At 67.5% G+C, this 11,918-nt stretch carries 11 protein-coding genes; 8 read left to right on the top strand and 3 right to left on the bottom strand.

Annotated features, from left to right (window positions below):
- Window positions 1–4 precede the first annotated feature (4 nt).
- The 3 genes from E3T34_RS07985 to E3T34_RS07975 form a co-directional block, all read right to left on the bottom strand.
- Window positions 5–457: a succinate dehydrogenase hydrophobic membrane anchor subunit gene (locus tag E3T34_RS07985; RefSeq protein WP_104100347.1), complete on the bottom strand. Its 453-nt coding sequence runs from the start codon at window positions 455–457 to the stop codon at window positions 5–7.
- Window positions 458–470: 13 nt separating this feature from the next.
- Window positions 471–884: a succinate dehydrogenase, cytochrome b556 subunit gene (sdhC, locus tag E3T34_RS07980; RefSeq protein ID WP_104100346.1), complete on the bottom strand. Its 414-nt coding sequence runs from the start codon at window positions 882–884 to the stop codon at window positions 471–473.
- A 113-nt stretch (window positions 885–997) separates the two neighbouring features.
- Window positions 998–2,152 carry a glycosyltransferase family 1 protein gene (locus tag E3T34_RS07975; protein WP_134342669.1) on the bottom strand — a complete coding sequence of 385 codons (1,155 nt, stop codon included), beginning with the start codon at window positions 2,150–2,152 and terminating at the stop codon, window positions 998–1,000.
- 79 nt (window positions 2,153–2,231) lie between these two features.
- Here E3T34_RS07975 and E3T34_RS07970 point away from each other — a divergent pair, with 79 nt between their 5' ends.
- The 8 genes from E3T34_RS07970 (at window position 2,232) to E3T34_RS07935 (ending at window position 11,883) form a co-directional block, all read left to right on the top strand.
- Window positions 2,232–3,353 (top strand): mannose-1-phosphate guanylyltransferase, encoded by a 1,122-nt coding sequence (locus E3T34_RS07970; protein WP_134342668.1) that lies wholly within the window; start codon window positions 2,232–2,234, stop codon window positions 3,351–3,353.
- Between the two features lie 212 nt (window positions 3,354–3,565).
- Window positions 3,566–4,660: a BMP family protein gene (locus tag E3T34_RS07965; protein WP_104100343.1), complete on the top strand. Its 1,095-nt coding sequence runs from the start codon at window positions 3,566–3,568 to the stop codon at window positions 4,658–4,660.
- Between the two features lie 177 nt (window positions 4,661–4,837).
- On the top strand, window positions 4,838–6,358 hold the full coding sequence (locus E3T34_RS07960) for an ABC transporter ATP-binding protein (protein ID WP_104100342.1): 1,521 nt from the start codon (window positions 4,838–4,840) through the stop codon (window positions 6,356–6,358).
- Window positions 6,355–7,623 (top strand): ABC transporter permease, encoded by a 1,269-nt coding sequence (locus tag E3T34_RS07955; protein ID WP_174722148.1) that lies wholly within the window; start codon window positions 6,355–6,357, stop codon window positions 7,621–7,623. The genes E3T34_RS07960 and E3T34_RS07955 overlap by 4 nt, the downstream gene beginning before the upstream one ends.
- Window positions 7,620–8,915 (top strand): ABC transporter permease, encoded by a 1,296-nt coding sequence (locus E3T34_RS07950; protein WP_369827948.1) that lies wholly within the window; start codon window positions 7,620–7,622, stop codon window positions 8,913–8,915. The genes E3T34_RS07955 and E3T34_RS07950 overlap by 4 nt, the downstream gene beginning before the upstream one ends.
- Window positions 8,912–9,349 carry a cytidine deaminase gene (locus E3T34_RS07945; RefSeq protein ID WP_255409024.1) on the top strand — a complete coding sequence of 146 codons (438 nt, stop codon included), beginning with the start codon at window positions 8,912–8,914 and terminating at the stop codon, window positions 9,347–9,349. Before E3T34_RS07950 ends, E3T34_RS07945 begins: the two co-directional genes overlap by 4 nt.
- Before the next feature lie 2 nt (window positions 9,350–9,351).
- Window positions 9,352–10,665 carry a thymidine phosphorylase gene (locus tag E3T34_RS07940; RefSeq protein WP_104100341.1) on the top strand — a complete coding sequence of 438 codons (1,314 nt, stop codon included), beginning with the start codon at window positions 9,352–9,354 and terminating at the stop codon, window positions 10,663–10,665.
- Window positions 10,666–10,761: 96 nt separating this feature from the next.
- A complete protein-coding gene (locus tag E3T34_RS07935; RefSeq protein WP_104100340.1) occupies window positions 10,762–11,883 on the top strand; it encodes an adenosine deaminase in 1,122 nt (373 codons plus the stop codon).
- Window positions 11,884–11,918: the final 35 nt, after the last annotated feature.

The following is an 11,918-nucleotide window of genomic DNA, read 5'->3' as shown; positions in this document are numbered from 1 at the left end:
GCTCCTAAATGGCCGAGCAAAACGAGGGAAGAAGATCGGCGGGCGAACCGGCCGGGCAAGGGTCGAACGTGAAGACCACGAGCGTGCCGAGCACGATCAGGATCACGACGGCCGCCAGGATGGCGGACTTCAGGATGCCGCGGGTCAGACGCTGCGTGGCGTAGTCGTTGACCAGCGTGCGCATGCCATTGCCGCCGTGGATCAGGGCGAGCCAGAGCATGAGAACGTCCCAGACCATCCAGAACGGGGTGGTCAGCTTGCCGGCGACGAAAGCAAAGTTGAGGGCGCTGACGCCCTCGCCGACCATCAGGTTGACGAAGAGGTGTCCGAAGATGAGCACGACCAGCACGACGCCGGAGACGCGCATGTAGATCCAGCCCCACTTCTCCCAGTTCACGCCGCGGGAGCGCGGCGCGCGGGAGTAGGGGCTGCGGGGAGCTTCGATTGTGGATGTCATGGCTCTCCCCGTTCTAGTGGCTGAACACGTTGATCAGGTGGCGCGGCACGAAGGCGAGCATCGTTACCACCCACAGGGCGACCACGACGTAGAACATGGCCTTCTGGTACTTGGCGTTCCAGAAGTCGATCAGGATGATCCGAATCCCGTTGAAGGCGTGGAACACGATGGCCCCGACGAGCGCGGTTTCGCCGAGGCCCATGATCGGCGTCTGATAGCTGCTGATGACCGCGTTGTAGGCCTCCGGGCTGACGCGCACCAGCGCGGTGTCCAAGATGTGAACCAGCAAGAAGAAGAAGATCGCAACACCCGTAATGCGGTGGAGGACCCACGACCACATGCCCTCACGGCCCCGATACAGGGTTCCGGCGGGGCGACGTGATGTCGTCTTCTGCTGGGATGTCAGTGTCGCTGCCTGCTCTGGCATGACCAACCCTCCCTGGCTGTGTGGCGGCCTCGACGAAGCTGGCCGACAATGCGCCGTGCGCGCACAGAACAATTATAAGTGTCTCTGTGCCGAGATAAAACGCGAATGTCCGGCTAGCGCTGCATTGACAGCGGAACCGCAACCATGGCGCGAACGGCGGCTCGTTCGTCGACGACCTGCTCGTAATGCGCCAGCAGCGCGCCGCACACGTTTTCCCAGGATCGACCGAGCACGCTCCGTCGTCCCGCCTCGCCCATCCGCCGCCGCAGCGCAGGGTCCAGGACCAGCCGGGCGACGCAGCGGCGCAGGTCTCTCTCGTCGTCCGGAATGAATAGGAAACCGTTTTCACCGTGGCTGACCAGGTCGATCGGGCCGCCGGCCCGCGGTGCGACGACCGGCAGCCCGGCGGCGTGCGCCTCCTGCAGGGTCTGGCCGAAGGTCTCCTCGGTGCCCGCGTGCAGGAACAGGTCGAAGCTCGCGTAAGCCCGGGCGAGATCCGCCCCGTCCAGGCGGCCGAGCCAGGTCACCGGCATCCCGGCGAGCTCCCGCTCGAGCGCCGGCCGCGACGGGCCGTCGCCGACGAGGGCGAGACGGATGCCGGGCAGCCCGTGCAGGGCCCGGAACCTCTCCACCTGCTTCTCCGGTGCCAGGCGGCCGACGTAGCCCACGACGACCTCCCCGTTCGGGGCCAGCCGGCTCCGCAGCGCCGACGCCTCCGGGTCGGATCTCCGGTTGGGGTGGTAGCCGACCAGGTCGACGCCGCGGGTCCAGTGCGCCAGCCGCCGCAGGCCGATGCGGCGCAGGTCCGCCATCGACGCGGAGGAGGGAGCCAGGGTGAGGTCGGCTCCCTCGTGCACCCACTTGACGAAACGCCAGACGGACTGCGCGGCCGGGCCGAGCCGGTTGCGGCGGGCGTAGCCGGCGACATCCGTCTGGAAAACGGCGACGCTGGGAACGTCCTGCCGGTTCGCGGCCGCGATGCCCTGTGCGCCGAGCAGGAACGGCGACGCAGCGTGCAGCACGTCCGGGGCGAAATCGGCCAGCAGGCGGTGCACCTGCGGGCTGGGCATTCCCACCGGGAACTGCCGGTAGCGTGCCGCGGGAACACCGTGCACGGGGAACCCGGCGTACTCGGCCGGGGCGCCGGCCGGGGCGATGACCATCGCGTCGTGGCCCGTGCGGGAAAGATGCTCGAGCACCTTGCACACGCTCGTGGTGACTCCGCTGACCGTGGGCAGAAAACTTTCGGTGATGAGTGCAACCCTCATGAGGGTGACCCTAGGCACGCCCTCCGGCGCGCAGGTGAACGCACCGTGAACGGCGTGGACCGGGCGGTAGTCTGGCCGAATGCTGCCTTCCACGGAACCACTCGATCGTTTCTACAGCGTGATTCCCGCCGGTGGGATCGGATCCCGGCTGTGGCCGCTGTCCCGCGCCGACGCCCCCAAATTCCTGCACGACCTGACCGGCTCCGGCCAGACCCTGCTCAGGGCCACCTGGGATCGCCTCGCACCTCTGTCGGGCGAGCAGCGCATCATGGTGGTCACCGGCCGCGCGCACCGCGCCGCCGTCGAGGAGCAGCTCCCCGAGCTCGCCGACCTGAACGTGGTGCTCGAAAGCGAGCCGCGCGAGTCCACCGCCGCCATCGGCCTGGCCGCGGCGATTCTGGAGAAACGCGAACCGGACGTCATCATCGGCTCCTTCGCCGCCGACCACGTGATCAAGGGACACCACCTGTTCCGCCAGGCGGTCGCCGAGGCCGTGCGCGCCGCCGACGCCGGCTACATCGCCACCATCGGCATCCAGCCCACGGAGCCGGCCGTCGGCTTCGGCTATATCAAGACCGCCGGCGCGCTGCACATTGCCGGCGCCGCCAGCGCCCTGTCGGTGGACTCCTTCGTGGAGAAGCCCGACCTTGCCACCGCCCAGGACTACCTGGCCAACGGCACCTATTTCTGGAACGCCGGCATGTACATCGCCCGCGCCGACCGCCTGCTGGAAGAGATCGGGGCGTCCGAGCCCGAACTTCTCGCCGGGCTGCTCGAACTGGCCGAGGCCTGGGATACCCCGCGCCGCGGCGCCGTGGTCGACCGCGTCTGGCCCCGCCTGAAGAAGATCGCGATCGACTACTCGGTCGCCGAACCGGCGGCCGCCCGCGGCAGGCTCGCCGTGATCCCCGGCCAGTTCGACTGGGACGACGTGGGTGACTTCGCATCGATCGCGAAAATCCACGCCAACGGCCGCAAGCGCGATCTCGCCATCCTCGGCGACGGTGCCCGGGTGCTTGCGGACTCCTCGAGCGGGATCGTGGTCAGCCACACCGGGCGCATGATCGCCCTAATCGGCGTCGAGGACATCGTCGTGGTCGACACCCCGGACGCCCTCCTCATCACCACCAGCGCCAACGCGCAGAAGGTCAAGGCCGTCGTCGACGCGCTAAAGCTGTCCGGCAGCAACGACGTGCTCTAATCGGCATCAAACCCCCCGATCGGGGGCATTTTCGGGCCCGATTCGGCCGGGGCGTCCGGCGGGCCTCCCGCGGACCAGTATCGCGTCTTGATAACCTTTCGCCCGCGGGCCCGTTTTGCTCCTCTGAGCAGAGAATCATTCGATAGCGTGTAAACCAATACAGCCCCTTGCGAACCCGCGCCGGGCGACCATTGGAGGTCATTTTGACAATCATGAAACGACGGGTCGCATTCAGCGGCCTTGCCACGTTGGGCGTCGTGGCCCTTCTCGCAGCCTGTGCGCCGGCGCCGACCGATGAGGGAACCGCTGGTGGCGGTGCCGAATCCGACTACCTGCCCTGCATCGTCTCCGACTTCGGCGGCTTCGACGACAAGTCCTTCAACCAGTCCAGCTTCGAGGGCATCACCAAGGCCTCCGACGAGCTCGGCATCGAATTCCAGCAGGCCGAGTCCAAGTCGGAAGACCAGTACGGCCCGAACGTCTCGAGCATGGTCGACCAGGGTTGCGACTTCGTCCTCACCGTCGGTTTCGCCCTCTCCAACGCCACCCGCGATGCCGCCCAGGCCGCGCCCGACACCAACTTCGCGCTGATCGACTCCGCGCTCTCCAATGACGACTTCAGCCCACTGACGCTCGACAACGTGAAGCCGGTGCTGTACGACACGGCGCAGGCCGCGTTCCTGGCCGGCTACCTGGCCGCGGGCACCACCAAGACCGGAGTCGTCGGCACCTACGGCGGACTCCAGTTCCCGTCGGTCACCATCTTCATGGACGGCTTTGTCGACGGCGTCGCGTACCACAACGAGAAGAAGGGCACCGACGTCACCGTCAGCGGCTGGGACAAGGCCACCCAGACCGGCCTGTTCGCCGGTGGCTTCGACGACATCAACCAGGGCAAGGCGCTCAGCACCACTCTGATCGACGCCGGCGCTGACATCATCCTCCCGGTCGCCGGACCGCTCTTCCAGGGCACCGCGCAGGCCATTCAGGACTCCGGCAAGGACGTCGCCATCATCGGTGTCGACAGCGACCTGTTCGAGACCACGCCCGAGTTCGCATCGCTGTACCTCACCTCGGTACTCAAGCAGATGACGGATGCCACCGAGCAGATCATCCTCGACGACGCTGAGGGCGACTTCTCGTCCACCCCCTACGTCGGCACGCTCGAGAACGAGGGCGTCGACATCGCCCCGCTCCACGACTGGGAGTCCAAGGTCGACCCCGCGGTCATGACCGAGATCGAGGCCATCAAGGCCGACATCATCAGCGGTGCTCTCAAGGTTGAGTCGCCCGCGACCCCGAAGTAGCACCGAAGCAGCACTCAGACGCAGTCGGGGAGGCACGCATCTTGCGGGCCTCCCCTCTTGCGTCAGTGGGCGGATGTCGTCGGCCGGGATGCCTGCACACCCAAGCGAACGGTGCCACCCCGCCAACATATGAGCAAGAGCGTCAACTTTCGCTCGTCACTGAATAGAATCGACGACATGAAGCTCGAACTTCGAGGCATTACGAAGCGATTCGGTGCCCTGGTCGCGAATGACCACATTGACCTCACCGTCGAGGCCGGAGAAATCCACGCACTGCTCGGCGAAAACGGCGCGGGGAAATCCACCCTGATGAACGTGCTCTACGGCCTGTACCGGGCCGAGGAGGGCGATATCCTCCTCGACGACGTGGTGCAGCACTTCAGCGGCCCCGGCGACGCCATGGCCGCCGGCATCGGCATGGTGCACCAGCACTTCATGCTCATCCCGGTGTTCACCGTCGCCGAGAACGTCATGCTCGGGCATGAGGAGACCAAGGCGGGCGGTCGCCTCGACCTGCCCGCGGCCCGCAAGCACGTGCGCGAGATCTCCCGACGGTTCGGGTTCGACGTCGACCCGGATGCGCTCGTCGAAGACCTCCCCGTCGGCGTGCAGCAGCGGGTCGAGATCATCAAGGCGCTCTCGCGCGACGCGAAGGTGCTCGTCTTCGACGAGCCCACCGCCGTGCTCACGCCGCAGGAGACCGACGAGCTGATGGTCATCATGCGCCAGCTCAAGGCGAGCGGTACCTCCATCGTGTTCATCACCCACAAGCTGCGCGAGGTGCGCGAAGTCGCCGACCGGATCACCGTCATCCGTCTGGGCAAGGTCGTCGGTGAGGCGTCCCCGACCGCGAGCAACGTCGAGCTGGCCACCCAGATGGTCGGCCGTGCGGTCGACCTCACCGTGGACAAGTCCCCGGCACTGCCCGGTGAGGTGGTTCTGTCGGTGAAGAACCTCACCGTGCTGGGCCCGCACGGCCAGATCCTGGTCAACAACGTCAGCTTCGAGGTGCACAAGGGCGAGATCCTGGCCATCGCCGGGGTGCAGGGAAACGGCCAGACCGAACTCACCGAGGCGATGATGGGGCTCCAATCGCGGGTTTCCGGGGAGATCACCCTCGACGGCAAGTCGCTGCGCGGGCATTCGGTGCGCCAGGTACTCGACGCCGGAGTCGGATTCGTGCCGGAAGACCGCAACGAAGACGGACTGGTCGGTGAGTTCACCATCGCCGAGAACCTCATGCTCGACCGCTCGAACAAGCTCCCCTTCGTCAAACGGTGGAACGTGCAGCGGGCCTTCCTCGCCGCGTTCGCCGAAAAAAAAGTCACAGAGTTCGACGTGCGCGCCCAGGGCATCGAGACCCCGGTCGGCAAGCTCTCCGGCGGCAACCAGCAGAAGGTCGTGCTCGCCCGCGAGCTCGGCCGCGATCTGCGCCTCTTCGTCGCAGCCCAGCCCACCCGCGGGCTCGACGTCGGCTCGGTGGAGTTCGTCCACGAACGCATCGTGGCCACCCGGGATGCCGGCACGCCCGTGATCGTCATCTCGACGGAGCTCGACGAGGTGGCAGCCCTCGCGGACCGGATCATGGTCATGTACCGCGGTCGCATCGTCGGCATCGTTCCCGGTGACACGCCGCGCGCCGTACTCGGTTTGATGATGGCCGGCGAAACGCCCGCCGGAGAAGGAGCTGCCGCGTGAGCGCGACACAGGGTCCCACGACCGAGTCAGGAACGCCGTCAATCCCGGCCCCCGAACAGCCGTCCCGCTGGAACCAGGCGTTTCGCGAGATCACCACCGGCAACGCGATCATCTCCGTGCTCGCCGTCGTGCTCGCGCTTTTCGTCGGCGGCATCATGATCGCCTTCACCAACGAGGGCGTTCAGGAAGCCGCAGGCTACTTCTTCTCCCGGCCCGGCGACCTGCTGCGGGAAGTCTGGTATTCCGTGTCCGGCGCCTACTCGGCCCTGTTCCAGGGGTCGGTCTACAACTTCCGTCGACCGAGCTTCGCTGCCGGCATCAAGCCGCTCACCGAGACGCTCACCTTCGCGACCCCGCTGATCATGGCGGGGCTCGGCGTGGCGCTGGGCTTCCGGGTGGGCATGTTCAACATCGGTGGCCGCGGCCAGATGCTGATCGCCGCCGCCCTCGGCGGCTGGGTCGGTTTCGCCGTCGACCTGCCCTACGGCCTGCACATGGTCGCGGCCCTCGTGGCCGGCGTGCTCGGCGGCGCCCTCTGGGGTGGGATCGTGGGTCTGCTCAAGGCCCGCACCGGCGCCCATGAGGTGATCACCACGATCATGCTCAACTACGTCGCGTTCTACCTGGTCAGCTACCTGCTGCGTGAGGGCTTCCTGAAGACCCCCGGATCGAACAACCCGAAGAGCCCGGCGACGAAGGTCACCGCGGTCTTCCCCGACCTTCTCGGCTCGACGTACTCGCTGCACTTCGGCTTCATCCTGGCCATCGCCGCCACGGTTTTCACCTGGTGGCTGCTGTCCCGGTCGAACCTGGGCTTCCAGTTCCGGGCCGTGGGACTGAACCCCCACGCGGCGCGCGTCGCCGGCATCAGCGTCAAGCGCATCTACGTCTACGCGATGCTGTTCTCGGGTGGACTGATCGGCCTGGCCGGCATCAACCAGGTGCTCGGCACCACGACCAGCGGTTTCGGCGCCGGACTGGACTCCGGTATCGGCTTCGATGCGATCACGGTCGCGCTGCTGGGCCGTTCCAAGCCTTGGGGTGTGTTCGCCGCGGGCATCCTGTTCGGCGCGTTCAAGGCCGGCGGTTTCTCGATGCAGGCGGCCGAGGGTGTGCCGATCGACATCGTGCTCGTCGTGCAGTCACTGATCGTGCTTTTCATCGCGGCTCCGCCTCTCGTGCGGGCCATCTTCCGACTGCCGGCCCCGGGCTCCGCGCCCCGCCGGGCACTGCCCAACGTTTCCCAGGAGGTGGCTGCACAGTGAGCACCGTTGCCCCGGCCGTCCAGCCCGTATCGTCGACCGCCGACGATCGCCCCGACTTCAAAATCGTGAAGAGTTGGAAGTCGCCCATCGCCCTGGCGATTTTCACCGTCGTCGCCTTCGCGCTCTTCGTGGCCTTCGGCCGCGAGGGCGTCAGCACCATGCGGCTCTCCACCTCGAGCGACCTGATCCAGCTTCCCGATCTCCTGCTGCCCACCCGGCTGACCGGCATCGTCATCAGTGTGCTGCTGCTTGTGATCACGGGCGTGAGCGTGTGGCTGGTGCAGTCCCGGCGTCAGGTGCCGATCTGGCTTATCTCCGTCTACGCGGTGCTCTTCCTGATCGGATTCCTGGTCTGGGCCGCCGCCGGCGAGTCCATCCCGGTGCCCGGGCTGCTGTTCGGTTCGCTCAGCCTGGCTGTACCGCTGATCTTCGGTGCTCTCGGCGGTGTCATCTCCGAACGGGTCGGCGTGGTCAACATCGCCATTGAGGGGCAACTGCTCGCCGGGGCGTTCACCTCGGCCATGGTGGCGTCCCTGACCAACCAGCCCATCCTCGGCCTCGTCGCGGCCATGTTCGCCGGCGTTCTCGTTTCGATGGTGCTCGCCTCGTTCTCGATCAAGTACTTCGTCGACCAGGTCATCGTCGGTGTCGTGCTCAACGTTCTCGTGATCGGCGTCACCGGTTTCCTTTACTCCCAGGTGATGGCGCCCAACGCGGCCCTGCTCAACCAGCCGCCTCGATTCGAGCGGATCAACATCCCGCTGCTCAGCGAGATCCCGATCATCGGACCGGTCTTGTTCCGGCAGACCCTGATCGTCTACATCATGTATGTGGCCGTCGCCTTGGTGTACTACGGCATCTTCCACACCCGGTGGGGCCTGCGCCTCCGCAGCGTGGGCGAGCACCCCCAGGCGGCAGACACCGTCGGCATCAACGTCGGCCGCACCCGGTTCTGGAACGTGTCGCTCGCCGGCGCGATCGTCGGCCTCGGCGGCGCCTACTTCACCCTCGGTTCGGTGGGCGCTTTCGGCAAGGAGATGACCGCCGGAGCCGGCTTCATCGCGCTGGCCGCCGTGATCTTCGGCCGTTGGGATCCGATCCGGGCCACGCTGGCCGCCCTCCTGTTCGGGTTCGCGAGCAACTTGCAGAACGTGCTCAGTGTCATCGGTTCGCCGGTGCCGAGCGAGTTCATGCTCATGCTGCCGTACCTGATCACCATCGCCGCCGTTGCCGGGTTCGTCGGAACGTCGCGGGGACCGGCGGCATCCGGCAAGCCCTACATCAAATCGTGACCGGCGTGAGCCACGGCGCCTCGCCAGCGGCCGGCGACATCGACTGGGCGGCGCTGCGGGAGGCCGCGACGACGGCGATGGCCCAGGCCTATGTGCCGTACTCGAAGTTCCCGGTCGGCGCCGCGGCGCAGGTCACCGACGGTCGTGTGATCAGCGGATGCAACGTGGAGAACGCCTCCTACGGGCTCACCCTCTGCGCCGAATGCGCCCTCGTCTCCGTGCTGCACCTGACCGGGGGAGGCCACCTCGTCGCGTTCACCTGCGTCGACGGCAACGGCCGAACGCTGATGCCCTGCGGCCGCTGCCGCCAGCTGTTGTACGAACATTCCGCGCCCGGCATGCTGCTGGAGACGGTGTCGGGTGTGCGCACCATCGATGAAGTGCTGCCGGACGCCTTCGGGCCGAGGCAGCTCGCCGAATATCAGGAAGAGTAGCTGTGAGCACCAACGAGAACCGTATCGAGGCCTTCGACGCCGTGGACCTGATCCATGCCAAGCGTGATCGGGGCGAGCTCAGCACGCCGCAGATCGACTGGCTGATCGACGCGTACACGCGCGGTTACGTCGGCGACGAGCAGATGGCCGCCATGACCATGGCGATCTTCCTGAACGGCATGAATCGCCGGGAGATCAAGGATCTCACCATGGCGATGCTGAGCAGCGGTGAGCGGATGAGCTTCGCCGGACTCGGCAAGCCGACCACCGACAAGCACTCCACCGGCGGCGTCGGCGACAAGATCACCCTGCCGCTGATGCCACTCGTGGCGGTCTTCGGTGCGGCCGTGCCGCAGCTGTCCGGCCGCGGCCTCGGCCACACCGGCGGCACCCTCGACAAGCTCGAATCCATCCCCGGCTGGCGTGCGCACCTCACCAACGAGGAGATGTTCGCGCAGCTGCAGGAATTCGGCGGCGTGATCTGCGCTGCGGGCGGCGGTCTGGCCCCGGCCGACGGCAAGCTCTACGCGCTGCGCGACATCACCGGCACCGTCGAGGCGATCCCGCTGATCGCGTCGTCGATCATGTCGAAGAAGATCGCGGAGGGCACCGGCGCCCTCGTCCTGGACGTGAAGTTCGGGTCGGGCGCGTTCCTGAAAGACATCGAACGGTCCCGGGAGCTCGCCCGCACCATGGTCGCCCTCGGCGAGGACGCCGGCGTGGCGACATCCGCTCTGCTCACCAATATGAACGTGCCGCTCGGGCTCGCGATCGGAAACGCCAACGAGGTGCGTGAATCGGTCGAGGTTCTCGCCGGCGGCGGGCCGGCGGATGTCGTCGAGCTCACCGTGGCCCTGGCCCGGGAGATGCTCGCTCTGGTGGGCATCACCGACGTCGACGTGGAATCCGCTCTCACGGACGGACGCGCCATGGACAAGTGGCGCGACGTGATCCGTGCCCAGGGCGGCGATCCCGACGCCCCGCTGCCCGTGGCCCGGGAGACCCACGTCGTCACCGCCCTGCGCGACGGTGTGCTCGTCGAGCAGCAGGCGCTGCCGTTCGGCATCGGCGCCTGGCGCCTCGGCGCCGGCCGCGCCCGCAAGCAGGATCCGGTGCAGCACGCCGCCGGCATCGACCTGCACGCCAAGCCGGGCGATACCGTGCGCGCCGGCCAGCCCCTGTTCACCCTCAGTGCCGACGAACCCGAGCGCTTCGCGCGGGCCCTGGAGGCCGTGGACGGCGCATATCGCATCGGCGACCCCGGCGAGCCCGTGCAGGACGGCGGCCCGCTGATCGCCGAGCGTATCGGCCGCTGAACCGCCCGGCCGGTCTCGGCCCGTGCATCTGAACGGATGTGCGGGCCGGCTCAGCCAGCAGTGTGACTCTCAGCACCCAGCCGGTAGATTAGGGGGGTGAACACGAGCCCTGAGGACTACCTGCTGCCCGGTGCCGGCACGAGCATCAACGCACTGCCGAAGATCTCCCTGCACGACCACCTCGACGGCGGCCTGCGCCCGCAGACCATCATCGAGCTGGCCGGCGCGGTCGGGCTGGCGCTGCCGGCGACGGATGCCCGATCGCTCGGCTCCTGGTTCAGCACCCAGGCCGACTCCGGCACCCTGGTCGACTACCTGAAGACTTTCGACGTCACCGTCGGCGTGATGCAGACCCGCGAGGCCCTGGTGCGCGTGGCCCGCGAATTCGTGGAGGACCTCGCCGCCGACGGCGTGATCTACGGGGAGATCCGCTGGGCCCCCGAGCAGCACCTGGCCCGCGGCCTCACCCTCGACCAGAGCGTCGAGGCGGTGCAGGAGGGCATCGAGGCCGGCATCGCGCTGGTCGCGGGTGCCGGGTCCCGCATTCGGATCGGCCAGCTGATCACGGCCATGAGGCATGCCGAGCGCAGCCTGGAGATCGCGGAACTCGCCGTGCGGCATCGTTCCAACGGGGTTGTCGGCTTCGACATCGCCGGGGCCGAACTGGGGTTCCCGGCCCACCACCACCGGGACGCGTTCGACTTCCTCGCGAAGGCCTTCCTGCCCGTCACCGTGCATGCGGGCGAGGCTGACGGGTTGGAGAGCATCCGTGGGGCGCTTTACGACGGCCGGGCATTGCGCCTGGGCCACGGCGTGCGTCTGGCCGAGGAAATCGTGATCGGGCGCGAAGACGCGGAGAACACCTACGTCACGCTCGGCCCGGTGGCGCAGTGGGTGCGCGACCGCGACATCGCCCTCGAGCTCAGCCCGTCGTCCAACCTGCAGACCGGCGCAATCGCCGCGTGGGGCGCGGACCTGCTCGACCACCCCTTCGACCTGCTCTACCAGCTGGGCTTCCGAGTCACGGTCAACACCGACAACCGCCTGATGAGCAGCACCACCCTGACCCAGGAACTCGCGCTGCTCAGCGATGCGTTCGGCTACGACATCGACGACCTCGAGGTCTTCCAGCTCAACGCGGCGCAGGCCGCGTTCCTTCCGCTCGACGAACGCGAAGAACTGGCGGACGCCATCGTCGCCGGTTTCGAAAGCGCCTGAGCGACTCGCGAAAGCCGACCCCCTACCCCGTGAAA

The organism is Cryobacterium sp. TMT1-62 (assembly GCF_004403145.1).
Lineage (GTDB): Bacteria > Actinomycetota > Actinomycetes > Actinomycetales > Microbacteriaceae > Cryobacterium > Cryobacterium sandaracinum.
Note: the sequence above shows the minus strand (reverse complement) of the source record. Positions and strands in the feature narration are given on the sequence as shown.

Excerpts from the sequence above, each read along its gene's own strand:
- sdhC (WP_104100346.1), bottom strand. The coding sequence starts at position 884 with ATGCCAGAGCAGGCAGCGACACTGACATCCCAGCAGAAGACGACATCA.
- E3T34_RS07960 (WP_104100342.1), top strand. The coding sequence starts at position 4,838 with ATGAAGCTCGAACTTCGAGGCATTACGAAGCGATTCGGTGCCCTGGTC.
- E3T34_RS07970 (WP_134342668.1), top strand. The coding sequence starts at position 2,232 with ATGCTGCCTTCCACGGAACCACTCGATCGTTTCTACAGCGTGATTCCC.
- E3T34_RS07985 (WP_104100347.1), bottom strand. The coding sequence starts at position 457 with ATGACATCCACAATCGAAGCTCCCCGCAGCCCCTACTCCCGCGCGCCG.
- E3T34_RS07965 (WP_104100343.1), top strand. The coding sequence starts at position 3,566 with ATGAAACGACGGGTCGCATTCAGCGGCCTTGCCACGTTGGGCGTCGTG.
- E3T34_RS07975 (WP_134342669.1), bottom strand. The coding sequence starts at position 2,152 with ATGAGGGTTGCACTCATCACCGAAAGTTTTCTGCCCACGGTCAGCGGA.